Origin of the sequence: Sphingosinicella sp. (assembly GCF_052388015.1) — a bacterium.
Taxonomy (GTDB): Bacteria; Pseudomonadota; Alphaproteobacteria; order Sphingomonadales; family Sphingomonadaceae; genus Allosphingosinicella.
Map to the genome: position 1 here is coordinate 1 of NZ_JBQTIN010000097.1, position 23,818 is coordinate 23,818.

Genomic DNA, 23,818 nt, shown 5'->3' on the forward strand with positions numbered 1-23,818 from the left:
CATTGTAATAGAAGCATCACATTGGACCTCTAGTCGGCCTGTCGAGGCGATAGGGCCGTTCCGCCGAGTCGCCGGCAATCACCGAAGGGGGTTTCCATGTCCAAGCTTCGCGCGTTGTTCCTGGTCACGACGCTGATTCCGCTGGCCGCATGCGGCGCCGACGACGTCGCCTCGCCGGGCGAGGGCGTCATCATCGTGCCGACGCCGACGCCGACCCCCACGCCGACTCCGACTCCGACGCCCACGCCGGGCACACCGGCCGCGTCCTGCCCGACCGGCACGACCGATGGCGGCGTCGTCGGCTCGCGCCGCGCCTGCCAGCTGCCCAGCCGGTTCACGGTGGACACGACGATCCAGAACGTGCCGGGCGTCGCTTACTCGCTGGTCGGCCCGGTCAACGTCGGCACCGATTGCGGCGGCGACACTGCGGCTCCGTTGGCCGGCTGCCAGGCTGTGACCCTCACCATCCAGGCGGGGTCCGTGGTGTTCGGTTCATCGGGCAACGACTATCTGGTCGTCAATCGCGGCTCGCGCCTGCAAGCCGTCGGCACGACGGCCAGCCCGATCATCTTCACCGCCCGCGACAATGTCGCCGGCACGGTGACCGACAGCTCGCAGGGCCTGTGGGGCGGCATCATCCTGCTCGGCCGGGCGCCGATCAGCGACTGCAACACCGCGGTTCCCGGCGGCTCGGTCGGCTGCCAGCAGGTGATCGAGGGCACGACCGGCTCGCTCTACGGCGGCGCCTCGCCAAACGACAATTCGGGCACGCTGCAATTCGTCCAGATCCGCTATTCCGGCTTCCAGATCGCGCCGGGCAACGAGCTGCAGGGCCTGACGATGGGTGGCGTCGGCCAACTCACCACCATCAACAACATCCAGGTCCACAACAGCTCCGACGACGGGATCGAGATTTTCGGCGGCCGGGTGAACACCCGCTTCCTCGTCATCACCGGCGCGGACGACGATGCGCTCGACACCGATCTCGGCGCGCGCGGCACCCACCAGTTCGTCATCGCGGTGCAGAAGCCGACCGGCGACGGCGACTCGGCGCTCGAGGTCGATTCGAACGGCAACGAGGATGCGTTGCCGCGGCAATATACCCGAGTGTCGAACGCGACGTTCGTCTACAATCGCGTCGGCTCGGGCGGCAACGCCCTGCTGTTCCGGGGCGGTACCGATTACGCGCTGCTCAACAGCGTGGTGGTCAGCGCGGCCGCCTGCCTCGACATCGACGAGACCGGCGGGACGACGACCCGCGCGGCGGACGCGGCACTCCAGGATCTGGGGCCGCCGGTCTTCCGCTCGGTGCGGCTCGCCTGTCCGACGGCCTATCGCAACGACGGCAACGTCACCACTGCGACGGTGGCCGCAATCTTCGGAACGGGCACGAACAACAACAGCGACGCGCACGTATCGACACTGACCAGTGTGTTCATCAACGGCGCGAACGAGGCGGCGGTCGCGGCGACCGATCCGACCACCTTCAACGCCGACACGTTCGCGGGCACGGGCCAGCCCAATGCGGCGGCGCCCAACCGGATGACGGCGGTCACCTATATCGGCGCGGTGCGCGACGCGACGGACACCTGGTTCGCCGGCTGGACCTGCAATTCCAGCTACGCCAGCTTCGGCGGCACCAGCGGCTCCTGCACCGCGATCCCGACGAGTTGAGCGCCGCCGCCACGCACGACCGGGGCGGCGGCTTGGGTCGCCGCCCCCATTTGCATTGCATGATCTTGGGGGAACCCATGCGACAGACGATCTTCCTTGGCGGCCTTCTCTTCAGCTCCGCCCTCGTCGCGCCCGCGGCGCTCGCGCAAACGCCGGCTCCGCCGCCGCCCGCGCCGCCGGTCCAGCAAGCCGAGCCCGAGCCGGAGCAGGAGATCGAAGTCTCGGTCCCCGGCGCCAGCCCCGTCCAAGCGGACGCGGATGTCGTCGTCACTGGCACGCGAACGCCCAACATCGTGCGTGTCATGCCGCAAGTGGTATCGGTGCTGTCGGCGGCGGACATCGCCCGCACAGGTGAGGGCGACATCGCCGGCGCCCTGCAGCGCGTGACCGGCCTCAGCGTGGTCGGCAACGGCTTCGTCTTCGTCCGCGGCCTGGGCGATCGTTACTCGTTGGCCCTGCTCAACGGCTCACCGCTGCCGAGCCCCGAGCCGCTGCGCCGCGTCGTCCCGCTCGACATCTTTCCGACCAGCGTCATCGCCTCGTCGCTCGTCCAGAAGAGCTATTCGGTCAATTATCCGGGCGAGTTCGGCGGCGGCGTGATCAACCTCACCACGCCCGCCGTGCCGCGCGATTCCTTCCTCAACGTCGGCATAGGCACCAGCGGCGACGTCGAGACGACCTTCAATCTCGGCTACACCTATTTCGGCAGCGACACCGACATGTTCGGTTTCGACGACGGCGCCCGCCGATTCCCGCCTGCCTTGCGCGCGGCGGTCGAGAGCGGGACGTTCAACCAGACGACCGCCGCGCAGCGCCGCGATTTCGCGATGAGCCTGACCAACGCCGCGACGACGGTGCTCCAGACCAATCGCAACATCCCGGCCAACTTCTCGGCGGAGCTCAGCGCGGGCACCGCGTTCGACGTCGGCAGCGGCCGGATCGGCGTCATTGCCGCGGCCGGCTTCTCCAACAGCTGGCTGACCCGCGACGCGCTGCAGCAAACGTCCAACGATCCGGGCATTGCCGGCACGCCGCAGACCAGCTTCCGCACCGTCACAACCGACAACCGGGTCGTTGTTAACGGCTTGCTCGGCCTCGGCGCGAGTTTCGGCGAGCATCAGATCCGCTGGATCAACCTGTTCATCCGCGACACGCTGAAGCAGGGCCGGCTCGCCGCAGGCTTCAACCGCAACGTTACCGATCAGGATCCGAACCTGCCGCCGTCGCTGATCGAGCAGAACACCTATTGGTTCGAGCGCCAGCTGTTCAACAGCCAACTCGTCGCGGAGTTCGAGTTCGGCGATCTCAGTGTCGATCTGCGCGCCGCATATGCCAATGCGCGGCGCGAGTCGCCCTATGAACGGAGCATCGGCTATTTCTATCTCGGCGACAACAATCCGGCGACGCGCAGCACCACGGACGTCGACGATTATGTGAACAATCTCGCCCAGGGCGGGCAGTTCGCCAACATCGCGTTCAGCGCGCTCGACGAAAACGTCTATTCGGGCGGCCTCGATCTCGCCTGGCGCGCCCCGACCGAAAACCGGTTGGTCCTTTCGGCCGGCTATGCCTACACCCGCACGGAGCGCACCTCGTCGCGCTTCCAGTTCCAGTATTTCAGCCCGAACGGCGCGCTGCCGCTCGGCGTCTCCCAGGAGCGGCCGGACTTCCTGCTCTCCGACTTCAATATCCAGACCTTCAACATCCAGCTCCGCGACGTCTCGGGCGCGGAGGGCACGGCGGCTTACGAGGCCGACCTTACCGTTCATGGCGCCTATGCCCAGGCGGAGGGCGAAATTCTGAACGGCCTGCGCGCCACCGTCGGCATCCGCTACGAGGATGGTGATCAGAGCGTGCAGCCGATCGGCATCGGCGCCGTCCTGACCCCGACCAGCATCAACAACAGCTACTGGCTGCCGGCGGTGACGGTGACCTGGGACCTGGCTCGCGACATGCAGCTCCGGTTCCATACCTCGCAAACCATCGCCCGGCCGCAGTTCCGCGAGCTGGCCCCGCAAATCTACCAGGACTTCGAATCGGACCGCGAGTTCACCGGCAACCCCTTCCTGGTCGATAGCGAGCTGCTCAATTTCGAGACCCGCTACGAATGGTATTTCGCCCGCGACCAGCGCCTGTCGCTGGCTGGCTTCTACAAAAGGATCGAGAATCCGATCGAGGCGGCGGCTTTCTTCGCCGGCGGCGGCCAGCTGCGCGTCGGCTTCGCCAACGCACCCGAGGCCGAACTCTATGGCGCCGAGATCGAGGCGCAGGTCTATGTCCCGCTCGACCGGCTGGGAGGGGCGTTCTTCGACACCCGCCGCCTTCTGCTGATCGGTAATTATACCTATACCCAGTCGAGCATCTCGGCGACCAACCGCACGATCATCGGCCCGGACCTGCAGCCGGTCGCCTCGAACCTGCTGTTCCAGGACGGCGCGCGGCTGACCGGCCAGTCCGACCATCTCGCCAACCTGCAGATCGGTATCGAGGATACCGACCGGCTCAGCCAGGCCACGTTCCTGTTCAGCTATGCGAGCGAGCGGGTCACCAACCGCGGCCCGATCCAGGGCCTGCTGCGCCAGCCCGACATCATCGAGCGGCCCGGCCTCCGCGTCGATTTCGTATTGCGGCAGGAGGTTCCGCTCTTCGGCAATACGCGCGGTGAGCTGAAGCTGGAGGCGCGCAACATTTTCGGCCAGGATTACGAAGAGTTCCAGGAAAGCGGCGCCAATCGGATCGACATCAACTCCTACCGCCTCGGCCAGTCGTTCAGCGCGTCGTTCACGGTGCGTTTCTGATAGGACTGTTCTCCGGCGTAGGCCGGGGCCCTGGCTTTCCTGTCGGCTGGACTCCGGCCTTCGCCGGAGAACAGGTGCGCGGCGTGTCGCGAGCGCCTATATGGCGCGCATGCCCTGGTTTTTCGGCCTCCTGCTTTTCGTCGCGACCGTGCTCGCAATGGAAGGCGTCGCTTATGTCGCGCATCGCTGGGTGATGCACGGGCCGGGCTGGTTCCTCCACGCCAGCCATCACCGGCCGCGCGCGGGCAATTGGGAATATAACGATCTCTACGCGGTGATCTTCGCGCTCCCCTCGATCACTTTGATCCTCGGCGGCGTTCAGCTCGGCTGGGGCGCCTGGGCGACCTGGATCGGGGCGGGGATCGCGGCCTATGGCGCGATCTATTTCGGTTTCCACGACGTGATCGTCCACAAGCGGTTGAACCACCGATATGTGCCGCGCTCGGCCTATATGAAGCGGATCGTGCAGGCGCACCGGCTCCACCATGCGGTCGAGACGAAGCACGGCACGGTGAGCTTCGGCTTCCTCTGGGCGCCGCCGGCGGAGGAATTGAAGGCTGAGCTTGTGCGGCGAGAGCGGGCCGGCGTGCGCGCCGCCGCCGGGGCTCAGCCGAGCAGCCGCTGATAGGCGGCGAGCACTTCGGCGCCGAAGCAGGCGAAGATCACCTCATCCCAGTCCGGATTTGCGGCGACGGCGGCACGCGTTTCGCGCACAGCGATCTCTGTGGCCTGCTCGATCGGATAGCCGTAGATGCCGCAGCTGATCGCCGGGAAGGCGAGAGTGCGGAAGCCTTTTTCCGCCGCGATCTCGAGGCAGCGGCGATAACAGGACGCGAGCAGTGCGGATTCGCCTTCGCCGCCACCGCGCCAGACGGGGCCGACGGTATGGAGGACGAAGCGCGCCGGCAGACGATAGCCCCTGGTCAGCTTTGCATCGCCGGTCTTGCAGCCGCCGAGCAGTCGGCACTCATGCACCAGCTCCGGCCCTGCGGCGCGATGGATCGCACCGTCCACGCCGCCGCCTCCAAGTAAGGAGGAGTTTGCCGCGTTGACGATCGCGTCGACGGCGAGGGTGGTGATGTCGACCTGTCGGGCGGCCAGCCTCGTCATCGCGGCCGGGTCCAGAGGCCGGCGCGGTCGATCGGCTCCGGCTTGTCGCCGCATTCGACAAGCGCGTTGACGACGTGGATGAGCTTGGCAGGCTTGTGGATCACGGTGCGGCTGTCCCAGGCGGCCTCGCCTCGCCCGACGACCTTGCGGGCGATCGCACCATAGATGTTCGCCGCAGACAGCACCGCCCAGCGGGCGCGGAAGGGAAGGCGCGCCGCGCCGACCCGGGCCGAAGCCTCGTAGCGCTTGACGAGATCGGCCAGCCGCTCCGCATAGTCCGCCAGGGTCGCGCGGTCGTTAGGATCGGCCGGCCCCCAGTCGGTGGGAATGTAGGTCCGGCCGACGCCGGCGTCCTCGACCAGGTCGCGGGCGATGTTGGAGAGCTGGAAGGCGAGGCCGAGATCGGCGGCGCGGTCGAGCGTGTCGTCCTCCGCCGGATCGACGCCCATGATCACCGCCATCATGCAGCCGACCGCGCCGGCGACATGATAACAATACCGGAGCATGTCCTGCTCGCCCTCCGGCCGCCATCCTTCCGCGTCGAGGGCGAAGCCGGCGAGGTGATCGTCGATGAAGCGGCGCGGGACGCCGCACTCGGCCGCGACGACGCGCAGCGCGTCGAACGGTGCGATGCCGATCGTCTCGCCGGCGAGCGCGCGATCGGTCGTCTCTCGCAAAAAGGCGATGCGTTCGGCGGGGTTGGCGGGTGCGACGGCGTTGTGGCCGAGCGTCTGGCCGTCGGCATGATCGTCGCAGGCGCGGCACCAGCAATAAAGCAGCCAGGCGCGCTCCCGCGTCTCCTGATCGAACAGGTTGCTGGCGAAGCGGAACGATTTGGAGCCCTCGCGGATGATCCGCTCCGCCTCCGCGACGAGGGACTGGCGTTCAGGACTTGAGGTCATCGATCATCAGTCCCGCGGTCGCCTCTGCGCTGCCGACCACACCCGGAATGCCGGCGCCGGGATGGGTGCCCGCACCGACGAAATAGAGGTTCGGGATCACGTCGTCGCGATTGTGCACCCGGAAATATGCGCTCTGCGTCAGCAGCGGCTCGAGGCTGAAGGCGGAGCCCAAATGCGCCCCCAGATCGGCGGCGAAATCGCTCGGCGCGTAATGAAAGCAGGTCGCGATCCGCTCGCGGAGGCCCGGCATCAGCCGCTGCTCCAGCACATCGATGATCCGGTTCCGGTAGCGCGGACCTTCCACCCTCCAGTCCACATCCAGCTTGCCGAGATGCGGCACCGGCGCGAGCGCGTAGAAGGTCGAATGACCGTCCGGCGCCATCGCCGGATCGGTGATGCTGGGATGGTGGAGATAGAGCGACGGATCGTCCGGTAGCCTGCCCCTTTTGTAGATGTCGCCAAGCAGCCCTTCGTAACGCGGCCCGAACAGGATCGTGTGGTGGCGGACGTCGGGATAGTCGCCCCGCACGCCGAAATGGACGACGAAGAGCGAGGGCGAGAAGCGGCGTCGCTTCAGCTTCCGGACCATCTTCGCACCGCGATTGTGGCCGCGCAGCAGGCCGTAGCTGTGGACCACGTCGCCGTTGCTGGCGATCGCGTCGAACTGGGCGTGCCAGCCGCTCTTCGTCAGCAGGCCGGTTGCGCGGGCGCCGTCGGTGATGATCTCGTCGACCGGGTCGCCGAGCCGGATCGTTCCGCCCAGCCGCTCGAAATGCGCGGCCATGCCCCGGACCAGCGCGTTCGTCCCGCCTTTCGCGAACCAGACGCCGCCGTCCCGCTCCAGCTTGTGGATCAGCGCGTAGATCGCGCTCGTCGTCATCGGATTGCCGCCGACGAGCAAGGTGTGAAAGGACAGCGCCTGCCTGAGCTTGTCGTTCTTCACATAGGATGAAACGATCGACAGGACCGAGCGCCAGGCCTGGTAGCGGGCGAGCGCCGGCGCGGCGCGCAGCATCGAGGCGAAATCGAGGAAGGGGACGGCGCCGAGCTTCTCATAGCCTTCGCGATGGACGCCCGCCGAATAATCCAGGAACTTGCGATAGCCCTCGACATCGGCCGGATTCAGCGCCGCGATCTGTCGCTCCAGCGCCTTGTCGTCATTGGAATAGTCGAAAACGGTCCCGTCCGGCCAGGTGAGCCGGTAGAAAGGCGTCACCGGCACGAGATCGACGTCGTGCGCGATGTCCGCGCCGGTGAGCGCCCATAATTTCTTCAGGCAGTCCGGATCGGTGATGACCGTCGGCCCGGCGTCGAACACATGGCCGTCCCGCTCCCAGACATAGGCGCGGCCGCCGGGCTTGTCGCGCGCCTCGACGATCGTCGTTGCGATGCCCGCCGATTGCAGACGGATGCCAAGTGCAAGGCCACCGAAACCGGCGCCGATGATCGCGGCGGTCTTCGTCATGCGGCCAAAGCCTTCAACGCGCGGCGGAGGGGCACGGGCGGCTTGCCGGACAGGATCCGCGCCTTGTCCGCCAAGGTCGATTGCCCGGCATAGAAACGCTCGATCAAGGCCGGATCGAGCCGATAGAAATGCTCCAGCACCCGATAGCGCTCGGCCGGCGCGGCGGCGCGGAACAGCATCCGGTCGAGCAGGCGATAGAAGCCGCGCGCCTTCCACAGCCGTTTCGACGCCGCGCGCAGGACCGTGGGCAGGTTGGAAAAATCCTCCTGCCGCGCGATCAGCATCGCGGTCCGTACCGCATCGGGGAGCGAATAGCCGGTCGTGGGATGAAAGAAGCCGCCGCACAGCCCGATCCGCGCGGCCCGGTCGCTCTCCGGCCAGAAGGCGTCGAAATCGCCACCCATCGCGACGGGAAGCACGCCGGTTTCCTCATGCTCGACGGCCGCGACGCGCCAGCCCTGCTTCTCGGCATAAGCCTCGATCCGCCGCCCAAGCGCGTCCCGGTCCAGCGCGGCATCGGCGCTGTAATAGGTGTCCTCGATCAGCAGGCGATCCTCGGCGAAGGGGAGGCAATAGATGAAGCGATAGCCGTCGACCTGATCGACGCAGGCGTCCATGACGATCGGGCGTTCCAGGCCGTGCGGCGCGGCGAGCCGGACCTCACGGCCGACGAATTTCTGCCAGCCGAGATCGAGCGCCTCCAGATGGGCTGCCCCCCGCGCGTCGATGTCGATCTCGTGCCCCGGGACGATCATACCAAGGCGGTACTGGTCCGGCCGCAGCCGCTCGCGCACCAGTCGGTCCAGCAGCTTCGATCGGGTGCTGTTGTAGCGGGTCGGCAGGGTGCGGGCGCGGGCGGGGAAGCGGATGTCATAGCCGTCCCAGCTCCTGGCGATGAAGGGCTCGACCAGCCAGCGGTCGGCCGCGGCGATATCGGCGTCGAAGAAGGACCAGATATGGTTGCCGCCGAACGTCTCGCTTTGCTCGATCAGCATGAACGGCACCTCGGGCCGCAGCTTCGCGAGCGCGAGCGCGACGAGGCTGCCGGCCAGCCCGCCGCCGGCGATCGTCAGTGGCTTGCCCCGCACGTTCACAATGCCCCCTTACGCATGGCGGTCGCGCGCCGCCAAGCCCTGCGCTAAGACACGCGCGTGGACGCCTGGGTCGCCATAATGGTTTCGATCGTCGTGATGACGCTGATCGTCGGCGTCCGTTATCTGGCGGTGAGCGGGGCGTTCGCCTGGCTCACGCGGCTGCGGCATCGTGGACTTTACGCGGGGCTTGACCCCCAGATCCGTCGCGAGATCGGCTGGTCGCTGGCGAGCGCCTTCATCTACGGCGCGCCGGCCGGCCTGCTCGCCTGGGGCTGGCAGGAGCATGGCTGGACGCAAGTCTACACGGACGCCGGCGATTACCCCCTCTGGTGGCTGCCGGCCTCGGTGCCCGTCTACCTCTTCGCCCACGACAGCTGGTTCTACTGGACGCACCGGCTGATGCACCGGCCGGCCATGTTCCGGATCGCCCACGCGGTGCACCATGCCAGCCGGCCGCCGACCGCCTGGGCCGCGATGAGCTTCCATCCCTGGGAGGCGATCACCGGCGCGGTGGTGATCCCGGCGCTGGTGCTCACCATCCCGATCCATGTCGCGGCGCTTGGGCTCGTGCTCGCGGTGATGACCGTGATGGGCGTCACCAATCACATGGGCTGGGAGATGTTCCCGCGCGCGCTTGTGGCGGGTAGGGCAGGGAACTGGCTGATCACCGCGAGTCACCATCAGCGGCACCACCAGCAATATGGATGCAATTATGGGCTCTATTTCCGTTTCTGGGACCGGCTCTGCGGCACCGACCGCGGGCTCGGCGATTTCACGCGGCGCGCGCCTGATCGCGCCAGCGGCGCTGTTCGTGGCGCTGAGCGGGCAGGCGGGGCCTGGTGAGGTCGAGGTCCAGATCCAGAATCTGAGGAATGCGAACGGCGTCGTCCGCCTCTGCCTCAGCCGCAATCCGGCCCATTTCCCCAATTGCGACCGCGATCCGGCGGCGGTGAGCCGCACGGTGCCGGCGCGCGGGGCGGGGACGATCCGCTTCACCGGGCTGGCGGCGGGGACCTGGGCGCTGGGCGTGATCCACGACGAGAACAATAACGGCCGGCTCGACACGTTCATGGCGATCCCGCGCGAGGGTTTCGGCTTCTCGCGCAACCCGCGTCTCAGGATGGGCCCGCCGCGCTACGAAGACGTGCGCTTTCCGATCGCCCACGGACGGACGACCCTGATCGTCCGTATGACCTATCTGCTCTGAGCGCTGCCGCTCATTCGGTCGGGATCTTGTCGCCGGTCGGCGTCGTCGCGCCGTTGGGATCGGTCGGCTGCTCGATCGGGGGATCGATCGTCGGCTGATCCTGTTGTTGCGGGTCGGCCTGGCCCTGCGCCGCGCCCTGGGTGGGCAGCGGCGCCATCGGCAGCCGCGCCTCGGCCCAGGAGGCCAGGCCGCCGCGATACCAGAACAATCGCGTGTAGCCGGCGGCGTTGGCCCGCAACGTTGCATTGTAGGATTCCCAGCAATTGGCGCCGGCGCAGAAGAACACGACGGGGCGCGAATAGACCCCGCCCGTCACCTGGTTGAGGCCGGCCGCGAAATCGCTCTGATAGCTGTCCTGGAAAGAGCCGGCCGAGCCCCCGGACGGCAGCCAGTAGGAACCCTGGATCGTCTGGTCGTGGGCTTGCGCGAGGACATCGACGAGAACGACCTGCGGATCCTCCTGGATCATCCCCTGCAGTTCGGCCGTCGTCACGCGCTGACCAACCGCGATCGACAGGGGCGTCGGCGAGCCGAGATTGGCGTTGAGCTCGCTTTGCGCGGCAATACCCTGATCGACGAGCTCGCCCGCAAATCCGGTTTCGCCGGAGACGACGACATTGTTGCCCGCGCCGGAGCCGCCGGGGCCCATCATCTGCGATACGCCGAAGGCCAGGAGGATGACGCCGCCGACGCCGAGCGCGATCCGGCCGGCCATGTTAGGCTTCTGCGCCGGCACGCTGGCGAAGGCCATCGGTGTGGCGGCGCCCGGCGCCGCCTGATAAGGCTGGGTCGGCTGGGAGTGAGGCGGATATTGCGAGATCGGGCTGGCCGGCGGGGCCGGGTGGACCGGCGCGGTCATCCCGGTCCAGCCGCCGGTGGGGGCGGGGACCGGAGCAGCCGGCGGCGCGACAGGCGCGACCGGCATCGTCGCCGCTTCATAGATGGACGGCAACGGCCCGAGGTCCATCGCGAAAGCGAAGGCGCGCACGACCTGGCGGGCGATGTCCAGCCTCAGGCCCGTCGAGGCTTCGAGCCCGTTGGCCAGCCGATCCATCTCCACCCCGACGAGGTGGCGCTCGGTGCGCGCGAGCGCGGCCGGAATGCCTTCGTCGATCGCGGTGCCGACAACCCTGATCTCGCGCTTGGCATCGGGCGCCTTGTCGGCGAGCAGGCCGATCACCCGGCGCCGGTCGGAGAAGGCGCCGGCGCCGAAGCGCGGCCGGATCTCGGCGAGGGCCTCGGCGAGGCGATCGAAGGCCTGGACGCCGCTCGTCATCGGACCTGGCCGCACCCCGCCGATTGCTGGCAATTGGCGTCCATCACGCACATCGTCGTGCCGGACAGGCCGACATCGCCGCTCTGCGTCTGGGCGGGGGCCTGAAAGGCGACGCAGATCGGCCCCATGTTGAGCGCGTCCTGCTGCCACTGCACCTGGCCGGCGCGGGCCGGTCCGTTGGGCCCCTCGACGCGCTGCATCTGGACGCTGCCCTGGTTGACGATCTGGCCCTGGCCGGTCGTGTCGCCGGGCTGGCCGAAGACGATTGTCGTCGGTCCCTGATCCCAGCCGTTCAACGGCACGATCACGCCGCCCGGGGCCGGCCCGCTCTGCGTCTCGATCAGGAACGGGATCGCATAACCGTTCTGCATCCGGTTGACCTGCAGGCCGGGCAGGGTGCCACTGCGGCTCAGCATCGGATATTGGCCGCTCGCTCCCTGTTGCCCGCCGCCGGGCGCGCCGCCGCCTTGCGGTCCGGGGCCGCCCTGCGGCGCACCGCCGCCTTGCGGGCCGCCGGCCAGCGGGCCCTGCTCATTGGTGACAGGTCCCGGTTGCGGCCGCGACGGTGCCCGCTGCGTATAGGCATAGCCCAGCAGGAGAACGACCGCCGCGGCAACCCCGATCGCGACCTTGTTCTTGTAGATCGGCACCGCCGCGCTTTGGCCGGGCGGCGGGACGGAGCCGGGCGGAACATAGCCGGCGGCGGGCGGATAGCCGGGCGCAGGTGCGGGGCCCGCCACGACCGTTTCTCCGGCCCAGCCGCCCGCCGCGGCCGGCGGCGGGGGCGGCATGGCCGGCGCCGCGGGTCCGCCGACCGGACCGAGCGCGCGCGCCACCGCGACGCCGGCGATCGCGACGGCCATGGACAATTTCTCGGTGCCGGCGATCTCGGTCGCGACGCGTTGCGCCTCGCCGTCCTGGTCCGGCGAGGCCGCGATCCGCGCCACCGCATTGCCGGTGATGGCCGCGGACAGGGCCCTGATCTCGCCATAGAGATCCGGCGCCTGGCTGCTGAGCTGCGCGATCAGCTGGGTCGAGGCATAAAGGCCGGCGTCGCCATGCTGGGCGCGGTAATTCTGGACCAGGGCCTGGAGTCGGGCTTCGACGGACATGGGGGCTCCCTACCAGATGATTTCGGTTTGCGGGCCGGAGGCTTCGCCGCCCATCGTCGCCAGCGGGTCCGGGCCCGTTGTCGGCGACGAGACGGCCTTGACGGGGGCGGTCGTCGCCCATTTGATCCGGTTGACCAGCTCGGTCGCGTTGCTGGCGCGCAGCGGCCGCGCGGTCGGGTGGCGGATGAAGCGGTCGAGCGGGTCGAGATCGGCGTCGGTGCCGATCGCGATCGCCACCCGCACCGCCGATTCGGCGAACGGAGCGGCGAAGAATTCGGCCAGCGCCTCGTCATATTCGTCGGTCGGCAAGCCGTCCGAGGCGAGCACGATCACCGGCGGCAATTGCCGCCCCTTCATCTCTTCCGGGCTCAGCGCCTGCGCGAGAACATGCAGTGCGGCGCCCATATTGGTCTCGCCGTCGGCCGCGAGATCGCGCCAGACATAGTCGCCGGCGCTCGCCGCGTCGCCCTGCCACTCCGCCGCGTCGGCGAAGCGCAGCACCCGCACGCGGACGTCGATCTCCGGATTCTCCGCCGCCACCTCGGCCAGCTCGGGCAGAGCCGTGCGCATCGCATAGTTCAACGATGCGATGCGGTCGCCCTGCATCGAGCCCGAGCAATCGAGCGCGAACATCACCTGAAGCTGCCGCCTTGCGAGGGCCGTCGGGTCGAGCGCGAGATCGCCGGCCGGCATCGGCTCAGCCCAGCTTCACGACCGCACCGCGCAGGCCGTCGACGAAGCTGATCTCCACCCCGGCGGCCAGACGGATGCTCTGCTCGCGCTCGATCATCTGCATGCTGCCGTCGCGCAATTTCGCCTTCCAGCCCGTCGCGCCCTCGTTCTTGAGGCCGAGCACGTTGGCGCGGGTGGGATGGGGGATGATCGAACCAAGGATGCCGGCACCGCGCCCGCCGAGCGCCGGCTCGGCGGCAAGGTCGAGCCGTCCGCCGGCGCGCAGCGGCAGCATCATGCCGTCGATATTGAGCATCAGCACCTCCGCCGGCGCGGCGGCATCCGGCGCGGCTTGCGGCGGCGGCGTTGTCACGGGAGGCGTTGTCGCCTGCGGTGGCGCCGTGGGTTGCACCGGCGGGGCTGGCGCGGCGACAGGCTGCGGCGCCGGCGCCATCGCCGGGGCCATCGGCATCGGCGCGGCGTGCGGCGCGCCGGGGCGCTCGACGACGATCGAGCCCATCGTCTCGGCGCTCATGCCGGACCGGCTCGCCTCCAGCTGGCGCGCCTTCAGGACCGCGCCGACCAGCCCGACCGCGGCGACGCCGGCGATCACATATTGGAGCGCGAAGGAGATCGTGCCGACGCTGTTCCACAAGGTGTGGATCAGGGCGGCGCTGAGATAGCCGATCAGCAGCAGCCTCCACCTCTGCTTCGGCCTGATCACGGCGAGGCCGATGAAATAGCCGAAGATGCCCGAATAGGCCATGTGGCCGACGATGCCGCCGAATACGCGCGGCAGCAGCAGCAGCAGCGCGCCGGTCATCGCCGCGCCGAGATCGTTGCTCGCCTGGTAAATGGTCGCGACCATGTTCGGGACATATTGGAAGGCGGTCTCGATGAGGATGAAGCCGCCGCCGGCGAACACCCCCATCAGCGCGCCGTCGAGCGGCCCGCGAACGTGGAGCAAATTGTAGAAGCCGCCCTGCGCCTTGCTCGGATCCTTGATCGCCCGGACCGCCAGCCAGGCGCCGAACAGGATCGGCACCGCCTTCAACAGCTCCTCCATCAGCCCGGCGCCGAAAAACATGGCGATGAAGAGCGGCACGAAACTCGGCTGCTGATTGCCCTGGAGGATGGAAGAGACGTCGCCGGGGAGGATCTCGCGGAAGACGAGGATGAACAGGCCGAGGATGAATGGGAAATAGACCATCAAAGCGACGACAACGAACGGAATCAGATAGACCCAGATGCTCCGGCTCGGCCGGACGTAGAGGTAGAACATCAGCTGGAACATCAGCACGATGAAGAACACCGCGATGATGTTCGAGGTGATCATCGCGTTGAGCGCGTCCTGCGCCGAGCGCGCCGTCAGCATCGCGTTGAACAGGCTGAACATGAAGGGCGCGAGCACCGCCGCCAGCACCGCGAGCAGGAAGAGCGGGCTCTTGAACAGCTTGATCTTCTTCGACCGGAACGGAACCATCTCGGAAAAGGTGGCGTCGTCATGATCCCGAGGGACCGGGGGCACGAACGGTCGGTTGGGATCCGCCATTTTTCTGTCTCCTCCCTCGGGGCCTAGGTCTGAACCGTGTCGGACCGCACCGCAAGACAAAGAGTCGCGTCGTCGCCGCTGCCGCGGCTGGTCACATCGCTCAGCCAGCCGGGCAAGGCGGCGAGGGTGCGATCCCAATTCTCGGTCGCGAGATCGCGGAGCGAGGCGATCGCCTCCTCGAAGGCGCCGTCGTCGCGGAACGACTTCGAGACGCCGTCGGTCGACAGCATGATGAAGCTCGGCAGGGGCCGGCCGTCGCCGCTGCGGAAGCAGGCGAACCGGAAGCGCTCCGTGGCATCGGCCATGCACAGCGAATAGGTCTGCTCGCCGATCAACCCTTCGTCGGCGTCGAGCGGCCGCGCCAGCGAGCCGTCGGGATAGCCGAGCAGCAGATCGCCGTCGCCGATCTGCAGCACGAGCATCTGGGTCTCGTTCGCGCCAATCGCCAGCAGGGTCGCGCCATAGGGTGTGTAGCTCGCCGGTGCTGGAGGATCGAAGGGCGCGGCGGCGAGATGGGCGTCGACGCGCATCCGCCAGGCCTGGACGATCTCGGCGGTGATGCTGTGGTCGAAATCGGTGATCTCGCCGTCGTCGAGCTCCCAGGCGATCAGCTCCGTCACCGCCTCGACCGCCAGTTTCGATCCGACATCGGAGCGAAAGTGCGGCGCCGCGCCGTGGCCATCCGCGACGGCGCCGACGATCCGGCTCCCCTCGCCGGTGCTGGGCTGCCACAGGATCGCGTCCTGATTGGGCTTGCCGGTCCGCTCGTGCGACGGCCCGCGCACCGATCCGCCGCCGATCCGCCAGGAACTCATGCCATCTTCTCCGCAACCGTGACGACGCCGCTGTCGCCGCCGAAATCGATCCGAACCCCGTCCATCAGCCGCACCGTCTTGCCCGGCGGCACTTCATGGGTCGAGCCTGCGCCGGGCACCTGAACCTGCCAGGGGCCCTGGGTGAGATTGCGCAGGCCGACCAGCTCGGCGCGGGTGGGATGGACCTCGACCCGTCCCTTGCCGCCGCCGATCATGTCACCGACGCCGAGCCGCTCGCTTTTCGTGCCGCGCAGCAAGAAGAAAGGCGGCGTCATGGGCTGCCGGCAGGCCAGGCAGTCGTGCCGCGCCGTCGCCTTCTTGCCGCGGATCTCCGCGACATGCTCGAAGCCGCAATATCCGCACTGGAAGACGGCGCCGGGCACCTTGTTGAGCGCGGTGCGCCATTGCGTCTCCAGCACCCGCGCGCCGGGATCGACGAGGCCCTTGGTGAAAGCGCGGGTGAACAGGGTGCGCACGGTCGAGGGCAGCGAGTTCCAGCGGGCGACGATGGCGTCGTGATAGCCCTGCACCGGGCCGTTCTCGTCGTTCGCCGGATCGAAGATGAACAACGGGTCGCCGCCATAGAGCCGATGCTCGGCATTGGCGTCCATCAGGGTCACCTCATGCTCGCGCCTGCCATCGAGCGGGTGCCAGCCGAGCAAGGTGTAGAAGAACAGGACCGACATCGAATAAAGGTCGGTGCGGCTGTTGGGCAGCGTTTCGCGCCGTGTGACCTCCGGCGCCATGAACTTGCGGGTGCCGTAGATGCTGGCATCCGCGCCGTCGATGTTCACATTGTCGTTGTCGCAGATCAGGATCCGCGCCGTCGCCGGATCGAAGAAGATGTTGCCGAAATTGATGTCCTGGTAGCAGAAGCCGCTGGCATGCAGCTCAAGGAAGCTCTCGGCGAGCTGGACGCAGATCTTCGCCCGCCGGCCGAGGTCGATCTCCACCCTCTTGGGAGGCGCGGCGATGAGATCGCGGATCGAGACATACTCGTGGCCCCTGAGCGGCATGAAATAGCCGAAGCTGCCGCTGCCGGCGATCTCGACGAGATCGAACGGCCAGAGGAAATTCCCCGTCGGCGCGCCGCGCCGCACCGCCCGCTCCAGCCGGCCGCGCAGGCCGGTGTCGATCTCGACATAATTGCGGTGATACCATTTGAGCGCGAACGGCAAGCCGTCGACGGTGACGTGATAGCACTCGCCCTGGCCGCCGGCGCCGAGGAGCTGGCCCACCGTGCCGCGACGGTGGTTGACGGTGAGGAAGGGCTGGCCGGGCTGCAGCGACGGGCCGGTCGGCGCGTTCATCGCCGCCCGTCCCAGCAGCGCCCAATGCCGCGCGAATCTATGGGTTTACGCATCGACATCACCGCCCTGCCTCACAAAGTGTAGCGGGAACGGCGGGCGATTCAAACCGGGCGATGCGAGCGGCGTGGGGCGATGGTGCCGGTTGAGGGACTCGAACCCCCGACCTTCGGTTTACAAAACCGCTGCTCTACCAGCTGAGCTAAACCGGCATCGGCATTCCATAGCGCGAATGGTCTAAAGGACGCCGAACGTCCAGCCCTCGGTGCGGCGGACCGCCTCCAGTCCGGCCGGCGTCCAGAGTTCCGGGCGGCAGGCGTTGGCGCGGAGCCAGGCGGTGGTCAGGATCGCATCGGTGGCATGGTCGGAATAGTGCGTCAGCGGCGCATGCGGCGACGAGGCCAGCGCCGCCAGCGCCGCGTCCAGCGCCGCACCATCCCTGATCTTGCTGCGCCCCTTGCCGATGCCCGCCGCGCGGGCGGCCAGGCTCGTATAGATTTCCACAATCAGCGAGCCGTGCTCCGGCACCGGGTCGAACGGCCAGACCGGCAGCCGCCCGGCGAGGCGATGCAGGAGCCGCATCGCGGTGAGGCTGGACTTGCCGACCTGGGCGGCGCCGACGAGGTTCAGGCAGCTGTAGGGCGACAGCCCATGACCGCGCTGGCGAAACTCGACCTCGCGCAACCGGCCCCCTCCCTGTTCGCCGAAACGGTCTCCCCGGCGCCCGCCATGGCGGCGCAGATAGCGACTGGCCTCGGGGTGGTCGACAAAGGTCGAAACCGCGAGGTGCGGATCGTCGGCACTTATCCGTTCGACCAGCGCCCACAGGTCCCGCGCCTCCGCCGGACTCTCGGACCAACCCGGAAAGAAGCCGCCGGCATCGGCGAACGGCAGTCCGGGCGCGAGATCGAGACCGACCAGCGTGTCGTCCGGCAGGTCTTCGGTCAGCCAGGCGAGCACGTCCTCGCGGGACCAGACGCGATCGGGCCGCACGAGTAACGGCGCTTCCGCGCCCACCGAACAGATCGCGATCGCGATGCCCTTCTGACGCTCGCCCTTGGCGCCGGACCAATCGGCGACCGCGAAATGGCGGAAACGGGGCGTCACTTCTTCTTCCGCGGTTTCACCTTCGGCCGCGCCGCGGACCAGTCGCGCGAGCGCTCGATCATCGCCCGCACCCGCTCCGGATCGGGGCTGTCGAAGCGCACGAGAACGCCGGGCCAGCCGATATAATGGGGTGTCTGCCAGAAGGTTTCGGGACCGGTCTCCTTCAGCATCTCGATCGTGTCGAGATCGATCGCCATGCCGAACGAAGTGTCGGGCTCGCGGCTGGCGTAGAGGAAGACGCGGCCGTTGGACGCGACCTTGACCGCGGATTGGCCATAGCTGCGCGAAAGCTCGGTGTCGGGCAGCGACAGGGCGAAAGCGACCGCTTTCTCCCAGCTGTCGATCCGTTCACTCATCGCGCAGCGCCTTTCGTCTTTCCTCCCACCAGGCCATGCGTTCGGCGATCCGTTTCTCCAGGCCGCGGTCGGTCGGTTCGTAGAAGGTCTGCGGGCTCATTTCCTCGGGCCAGTAATTGTCGCCGGAAAAGCTTTCCTCGGCATCGTGATCGTACTGATAGCCTTTGCCGTAGCCGATCTGCTTCATCAGCTTCGTGGGCGCATTGAGGATGTTCTTCGGCGGCATCAGCGAGCCGGTCTCCTTCGCGCTGCGCCAGGCCGCGCCCATCGCCTTGTAGGCGGCGTTCGATTTGGGCGCGGTGGCGAGATAGAGGCAGGCCTGGACGATCGCGAGCTCGCCCTCGGGCGAGCCGAGGAAATCGTAGGTGTCCTTGGCGGCGATGCACTGGACCAGCGCATTGGGATCGGCGAGGCCGATATCTTCCGACGCGGCACGGGTGAGGCGGCGGAGCAGATAAAGCGGCTCCTCGCCGGCGACGAGCATCCGCGCGAGATAATAAAGCGCCGCTTGCGGATCCGAACCGCGGATCGATTTGTGCAGCGCGGAGATGAGGTTGTAATGCCCCTCCCGGTCCTTGTCATAGACCGCGACGCGGCGGTGAAGCAAAGCGGCCAGCTCGGCCGGCTCCAGCGGCTTTTCGATCTCGATCGAGAACAGGGTCTCGGCCTGATTGAGCAGGAAGCGCCCGTCGCCGTCGGCGGTGGCGACCAATGCCTCGCGCGCCGCCGGGGCGAGCGGCAGCGGCCGTCCCTCAAGCTCCTCGGCACGCTCAAGCAGCTTTGACAGCGCGCCAGCATCGAGGCGGTTCAGGATCAGAACCTGAGCGCGGGAGAGAAGCGCGGCGTTCAGCTCGAACGACGGATTTTCAGTCGTCGCGCCGACCAGCACGACCGTGCCGTTCTCGACATAGGGCAGGAAGCCGTCCTGCTGGGCGCGGTTGAAGCGATGGATCTCGTCCACGAACAGCAGCGTCTGCTTGCCGATCCGCAGATGCTCGCGCGCCTCGGCGAACACCTTCTTCAAGTCGGCGACGCCGGAGAAGACGGCGGAAATGGCGACGAAGCGCATCCCCACCGCATCGGCGAGCAGGCGGGCGATCGTGGTCTTGCCGGTGCCAGGCGGCCCCCAGAGGATCATCGAGGCGAGCTTGCCGGCGGCGACCATCCGGCCGATCGCGCCGTCCGGGCCGGTCAGATGCTCCTGGCCGACGACGTCGTCGAGCCGCTGCGGCCGCAGGCGATCGGCGAGCGGCGCATTGTCCGACGGCGCTTGCGCCGGTGCCGGCGGAAGATCGTCCTGGAAGAGATCGGCCACGCGCGGGGATTAGCCGATTTCGGGTGAGCCCTAAAGCCGCAGCCGCGCGAACGCGATTGTCGAGTCGGTGGCATATTGCGGCCGCGCCGTCGCGGGACGGGCGGCGACGAGCGGCGCGGCTTCGTTCGGCAGGCCGACGCGGGTGCCGACGATCGTGATGGTCGCTGGCTCCGCGCGCTCGATCAGCACGTCGAAGGTCGCGCCGTCGCAGCTGCGGCCGATGCAGCGGAAGGTGACCCGCTCCTCTGGCCCGGCGCCCATCCGACCGCCCGGCCCGGCGAGGAAGCTGAGCCGCGCTACCGCCGGCGCGATCAAGGTCACGACCTCCGCCCCGTTGGTGGCGAGGCGCAGCCGCAGATGGCGCCCATCGCCCGTGCGACCCCGTCCGATGACTGTCAGCGTCGGCGCCCGGATGGGCAGGGAAGCGGCAGTCGTCACCCATCGCCGCCGGGTCGAATAAGGCAGCTCGGCCCGCTCCCACGCTGCTTCGTAGGGCACCGCCGCGCCGTCATTGTTGACCGCCCAGCGGCCGCTCCGCGCGTCGGCGTCCCAGACATATTCGATGCCGTAGAGTTGCTGGCGATCGGCGCTGTAGGCCGGCTTGAGCGCCACCGCCGCCCAGCCGATCAGGACGAGATCGGCCGCGCCCGCCCAGATGAAGGCGGTGCGGATGCGGGCGATCAGCGGCGCGAGCTCGATCAATGCCGGAATCAGGATGAGCGCGCCGAGTGGCGCGAACATCCAGTGCGGGCCGTTGTTCATCAGCTCCTCGAACATGCCGAGCGAGACGCCGAAGGTGAGGTAGAGCAAGAGCAGCGCGAGAATGGCGCCGATGCGCTCGGCCGCCGGGCTCCAGCGAGAGGCGGCCATGCCGAGCGCGGCGAGCAGGGGCGGGCCGATGAAGAAGATCGCCCCGCCCGGCGCAAGCACCGACAGCGCCGCGCCGAGCAAAGTGAAGAGCAGCCAGAAGGCGGGCCGCATGCGAATGGGATCGGCGTCACGGGCGATCAGCCTGAACGCGAGCAGGATGGCGGCAATCGCCGAGGCATAGGCTGCGGTGCTGGCGACGAGCGGCCAGGCGCGCCAATAATCGCCGTCGCGCAGCAGGCCGACGCAGGCCTGGCCGATCCATGCGAAAGCCGCTGATCCGACAACGCCGACGATCATGGCGAGCAACGGCCGGCCGAAGGCGCGCCGCCGCCAGACGATCACAGCCATGAAGGCGACGAGCAGCGCGAGCAGCCCGAGGCCCACCAGCATCGGCATCGTCACCATCACGCGCCCGAGCAGATCCGCGTAGAGCCATTCGCCTTCCGCCGCCGGCGCGCCGCCGGACGCGACGAGCCGCGCCGCCGCCAGCGTCTGCTCGCCCATATGCTGGAGGCTGTGCCGGTCGAGCGCGGCCAGATCATCGCCGGCGCTGTGATAGCGTGTCTCGTTGCCGATGATCGCGAAGTTGAGGATCGTCCACGGTGCCGCGTTGAAGACCGTCACATCGGTCGAATTGGGGATCAGGGCATAAAGGCCGGTGGTCAGCGAGTTGGCGACCGGGCGCGGGGACGAGGCGTGGTAGAGCGCGATCGCGGCAGCGTTCGGCCGGCTGGTCTCGAACATGAAGGCCGGGCCGTTCACGCCGCGCGCCTCGAGATTGATGAGCGTATCGATTCGTTCCCGAAGAGGATCGCGGTCCAGGAAGGCGCGGGCGCCGAGCAGGCCCATCTCCTCGCCCTCGTTGAACAGGAAGGTGACGGGGCGAGTCAGCGGCTGATCGCGCAGCAGCGCCGCGGTTTCGAGCAAGGTCGCGACGCCAATTCCCGCATCGCCCGCGCCGGGCCCGACGAAGGTGCTGTCATAATGGGCGACGAGCAGCAGATGCCGGCCCTGCTCCGGCCCGATCGTCGCGACGAGGTTGCGCACCCGGGCGCAGGAGACGGAGCGGCTGCGCTGGAAGCTGTTGCAGGCGAAGTCGTCGGTGATGCGCGGGCTGAGGCCGACGCTCCGCATCTCGGCGATCAGCCGGTCGCGGACCGCATCGTTCGCGGCGCTGTCGACCGGATGCGGCCGCTCGTCGCCCAATATGCGCTGGAGCCGCGCGGCGGCGCGGTTCGCGTCGAAGTCCACGCCACTCTGCGTCGCGGGCGGCGAGGGCAGGACGATCAGCATGCCCTTCACCGCCATCGCGGCGAGCAGCAGCGCAATCGCGCCCGTCAGGATCAGCCCCGCTCGCATCATGCCCGCCCCCTTGCCGAGAGGGCATAGCAGATGCGCGGGCTCAGGCGAGAGCCTGCCGGGACCGGGTCACGCCTGTTGCGGGATCGCGCTTCGGTCCACCAGGCGGGTGTAGAGATGCCAGGTGGCGTAGCCGAGCCAGGGCAGGACGAAGGCCAGCCCGACAAAGGCCGGAATCGCGCCCAGCGCCAGCAAGGCGGCGACCGTGATGCCCCAGCGCAGCATGATACCGCGATTGGCGCGCACCGCGCGGATCGAGGTCGACAGCGCCGTCCGCGCGTCGGTATCGCGGTCGACCAGCATCGGCAGCGAGACGACGCTGAGCATCAGCACCGCCCAGGCGAACGCGGCGCCGACCAGATTGCCCGTGACTATCAGCATCCAGCCCCGGCTGGTGGTGAACAAGGCGGTCAGGAAATCACCCGGCGTCGCCGGCGCCGCGCCCAGAAAGGCGGCATAGAGCACCCAGGCGACCGCGACCCAGACCAGGAAGATCACGAGCAGGATGCCCGTGACCCCCAGGATCGACTCCCATGCGGGCCGCTTCGCCACGTCGAAGAAATGCGACCAGGTCGATTCCAGCCCCGCCTCGCGCCGCCGCGCCAGCTCGTAGAAACCGAGCGCCGCCACCGGGCCGAGCAGACCGACGCCGGCGAGGATGGGAAAGAAAAGCGGGACGAACGCGCCGCCGAGCGACAGCGCCGCCGCGGCGAAGCCGATGATCGGATAAATGAGCCCGACGATGAAAATGTCGCCGCGCTTCTCGCGAAAATCGGCGAGGCCTTCGCGGAGCGCCGCGTTGAGGTCGCCCGCATCGATCGTGCGGACCGGTATCTCCGGCGCGACTGGTGTGGCTGTGAGTGTGGCTGCCATCGGATGTCTCCTGCGGCCGAGAGAGTCGCTCATAGCACAAAGTTCGTTCCGTGGCCCTTGGTTCCCGGGCCGCCAATCGCTAGATCGCCCTGCAATCGAGCGGAGATGAATGATGGGCTATCGGGTCGTGGTCGTCGGAGCCACCGGCAATGTCGGGCGCGAGATGCTCAACATCCTCGCCGAGCGGCAATTCCCGGTCGATGAGGTCGCGGCGGTGGCGAGCCCGCGTTCGACCGGCGACATCATCGACTTCGGCGACAGCGGCGGGGAGCTGAAGGTCCAGAATATCGACCATTTCGATTTTTCCGGCTGGGACATGGCGCTTTTCGCCTGCGGCTCGGCGGCCTCGAAAATCCATGCCCCCAGGGCAGCCTCGGCCGGCTGTACCGTGATCGATAATTCGTCGCTGTTCCGGATGGACCCGGACGTGCCTTTGATCGTGCCGGAGGTGAACCCGGAGGCGATCGATCTCTATCGGGCGAAGAACATCATCGCGAACCCGAACTGCTCGACGGCGCAGATGGTCGTGGCGTTGAAGCCGCTGCACGACGTCGCGCGGATCAAGCGGGTGGTGGTCGCGACCTATCAGTCCGTCTCCGGCGCCGGGAAGGCGGGGATGGACGAATTGTTCGAGCAGAGCCGCAACATCTTCGTCGGCGATGCCAACACGCCGGTGAAGTTCACCAAGCAGATCGCCTTCAACGTCATCCCGCATATCGACGACTTCCTCGACGACGGCTCGACCAAGGAGGAGTGGAAGATGGTCGTCGAGACCAAGAAGATTCTCGATCCCAGGATCAAGGTCACCGCGACCTGCGTCCGCGTGCCGGTCTTCGTCGGCCATTCGGAAGCGATCAACATCGAGTTCGAGGACGAGATGTCGGCCGAACAGGCGCAGGCGATCCTGCGCGAGGCGCCGGGCGTGATGCTGGTCGATAAGCGCGAGGACGGCGG

General features: G+C 68.0%; 21 protein-coding genes and 1 tRNA gene. 6 read left to right on the plus strand and 16 right to left on the minus strand.

Annotated elements, in window-relative coordinates:
* The first annotated feature begins 96 nt into the window (after positions 1 to 96).
* From ACT4N3_RS07815 to ACT4N3_RS07825, 3 genes are all read left to right on the plus strand, one after another.
* A complete protein-coding gene (locus tag ACT4N3_RS07815) occupies positions 97 to 1,674 on the plus strand; it encodes a hypothetical protein (protein ID WP_444854654.1) in 1,578 nt (525 codons plus the stop codon).
* 77 nt (positions 1,675 to 1,751) lie between these two features.
* On the plus strand, positions 1,752 to 4,472 hold the full coding sequence (locus tag ACT4N3_RS07820; RefSeq protein WP_444854655.1) for a TonB-dependent receptor domain-containing protein: 2,721 nt from the start codon (positions 1,752 to 1,754) through the stop codon (positions 4,470 to 4,472).
* A 109-nt stretch (positions 4,473 to 4,581) separates the two neighbouring features.
* Positions 4,582 to 5,097 carry a sterol desaturase family protein gene (locus tag ACT4N3_RS07825; RefSeq protein WP_444854656.1) on the plus strand — a complete coding sequence of 172 codons (516 nt, stop codon included), beginning with the start codon at positions 4,582 to 4,584 and terminating at the stop codon, positions 5,095 to 5,097.
* On the opposite strand, the gene ACT4N3_RS07830 is transcribed toward ACT4N3_RS07825, so the two are convergent.
* The 4 genes from ACT4N3_RS07830 to crtY are packed head-to-tail and all read right to left on the minus strand — an operon-like array spanning position 5,079 to position 9,037.
* On the minus strand, positions 5,079 to 5,582 hold the full coding sequence (locus tag ACT4N3_RS07830; RefSeq protein ID WP_444854657.1) for an O-acetyl-ADP-ribose deacetylase: 504 nt from the start codon (positions 5,580 to 5,582) through the stop codon (positions 5,079 to 5,081). The two genes, ACT4N3_RS07825 and ACT4N3_RS07830, sit on opposite strands and share 19 nt — an antisense overlap.
* Positions 5,579 to 6,484, minus strand: coding sequence for a phytoene/squalene synthase family protein (locus tag ACT4N3_RS07835; protein ID WP_444854658.1), 906 nt, complete (start codon positions 6,482 to 6,484; stop codon positions 5,579 to 5,581). Before ACT4N3_RS07835 ends, ACT4N3_RS07830 begins: the two co-directional genes overlap by 4 nt.
* A complete protein-coding gene (locus ACT4N3_RS07840) occupies positions 6,468 to 7,949 on the minus strand; it encodes a phytoene desaturase (protein WP_444854659.1) in 1,482 nt (493 codons plus the stop codon). Before ACT4N3_RS07840 ends, ACT4N3_RS07835 begins: the two co-directional genes overlap by 17 nt.
* Positions 7,946 to 9,037, minus strand: a complete 1,092-nt coding sequence (gene crtY, locus ACT4N3_RS07845; protein ID WP_444854660.1) for a lycopene beta-cyclase CrtY — start codon at positions 9,035 to 9,037, stop codon at positions 7,946 to 7,948. The genes ACT4N3_RS07840 and crtY overlap by 4 nt, the downstream gene beginning before the upstream one ends.
* Positions 9,038 to 9,121: 84 nt before the next feature.
* On the opposite strand from crtY, the gene ACT4N3_RS07850 reads away from it, so the two are divergent.
* Both ACT4N3_RS07850 and ACT4N3_RS07855 read left to right on the plus strand, forming a co-directional pair.
* The gene (locus tag ACT4N3_RS07850; RefSeq protein WP_444854674.1) at positions 9,122 to 9,886 is read left to right on the plus strand and encodes a sterol desaturase family protein; all 765 of its coding nucleotides are present in this window, start codon (positions 9,122 to 9,124) and stop codon (positions 9,884 to 9,886) included.
* On the plus strand, positions 9,855 to 10,250 hold the full coding sequence (locus tag ACT4N3_RS07855; RefSeq protein ID WP_444854661.1) for a DUF2141 domain-containing protein: 396 nt from the start codon (positions 9,855 to 9,857) through the stop codon (positions 10,248 to 10,250). Before ACT4N3_RS07850 ends, ACT4N3_RS07855 begins: the two co-directional genes overlap by 32 nt.
* 10 nt (positions 10,251 to 10,260) lie before the next feature.
* On the opposite strand, the gene ACT4N3_RS07860 is transcribed toward ACT4N3_RS07855, so the two are convergent.
* From ACT4N3_RS07860 to ACT4N3_RS07915, 12 genes are all read right to left on the minus strand, one after another.
* Entirely contained in the window at positions 10,261 to 11,526 is a 1,266-nt protein-coding gene (locus tag ACT4N3_RS07860) for a rhodanese-like domain-containing protein (protein WP_444854662.1), read from the minus strand.
* On the minus strand, positions 11,523 to 12,638 hold the full coding sequence (locus ACT4N3_RS07865; RefSeq protein WP_444854663.1) for a hypothetical protein: 1,116 nt from the start codon (positions 12,636 to 12,638) through the stop codon (positions 11,523 to 11,525). Before ACT4N3_RS07865 ends, ACT4N3_RS07860 begins: the two co-directional genes overlap by 4 nt.
* Before the next feature lie 9 nt (positions 12,639 to 12,647).
* Positions 12,648 to 13,331: a vWA domain-containing protein gene (locus ACT4N3_RS07870; RefSeq protein ID WP_444854664.1), complete on the minus strand. Its 684-nt coding sequence runs from the start codon at positions 13,329 to 13,331 to the stop codon at positions 12,648 to 12,650.
* A gap of 4 nt (positions 13,332 to 13,335) precedes the next feature.
* On the minus strand, positions 13,336 to 14,862 hold the full coding sequence (locus ACT4N3_RS07875) for a PrsW family intramembrane metalloprotease (protein WP_444854665.1): 1,527 nt from the start codon (positions 14,860 to 14,862) through the stop codon (positions 13,336 to 13,338).
* 23 nt (positions 14,863 to 14,885) lie between these two features.
* On the minus strand, positions 14,886 to 15,677 hold the full coding sequence (locus ACT4N3_RS07880; protein ID WP_444854666.1) for a PP2C family serine/threonine-protein phosphatase: 792 nt from the start codon (positions 15,675 to 15,677) through the stop codon (positions 14,886 to 14,888).
* Entirely contained in the window at positions 15,674 to 16,987 is a 1,314-nt protein-coding gene (locus tag ACT4N3_RS07885) for a protein kinase domain-containing protein (protein WP_444854667.1), read from the minus strand. The genes ACT4N3_RS07880 and ACT4N3_RS07885 overlap by 4 nt, the downstream gene beginning before the upstream one ends.
* 133 nt (positions 16,988 to 17,120) lie before the next feature.
* Positions 17,121 to 17,196, minus strand: a tRNA-Thr gene (locus ACT4N3_RS07890).
* Positions 17,197 to 17,221: 25 nt separating this feature from the next.
* Complete coding sequence (locus ACT4N3_RS07895; protein WP_444854668.1) at positions 17,222 to 18,091, minus strand: hypothetical protein; 870 nt, start codon at positions 18,089 to 18,091, stop codon at positions 17,222 to 17,224.
* Positions 18,088 to 18,447, minus strand: a complete 360-nt coding sequence (locus ACT4N3_RS07900; protein ID WP_444854669.1) for a hypothetical protein — start codon at positions 18,445 to 18,447, stop codon at positions 18,088 to 18,090. Before ACT4N3_RS07900 ends, ACT4N3_RS07895 begins: the two co-directional genes overlap by 4 nt.
* Complete coding sequence (locus tag ACT4N3_RS07905; RefSeq protein WP_444854670.1) at positions 18,440 to 19,762, minus strand: replication-associated recombination protein A; 1,323 nt, start codon at positions 19,760 to 19,762, stop codon at positions 18,440 to 18,442. Before ACT4N3_RS07905 ends, ACT4N3_RS07900 begins: the two co-directional genes overlap by 8 nt.
* Before the next feature lie 30 nt (positions 19,763 to 19,792).
* Complete coding sequence (locus tag ACT4N3_RS07910; RefSeq protein WP_444854671.1) at positions 19,793 to 21,994, minus strand: M20/M25/M40 family metallo-hydrolase; 2,202 nt, start codon at positions 21,992 to 21,994, stop codon at positions 19,793 to 19,795.
* 66 nt (positions 21,995 to 22,060) lie between these two features.
* Positions 22,061 to 22,864 carry a DUF2189 domain-containing protein gene (locus tag ACT4N3_RS07915; protein WP_444854672.1) on the minus strand — a complete coding sequence of 268 codons (804 nt, stop codon included), beginning with the start codon at positions 22,862 to 22,864 and terminating at the stop codon, positions 22,061 to 22,063.
* Positions 22,865 to 22,976: 112 nt separating this feature from the next.
* On the opposite strand from ACT4N3_RS07915, the gene ACT4N3_RS07920 reads away from it, so the two are divergent.
* On the plus strand, positions 22,977 to 23,818 hold an 842-nt coding region (locus tag ACT4N3_RS07920), incomplete at its 3' end, for an aspartate-semialdehyde dehydrogenase (RefSeq protein ID WP_444854673.1).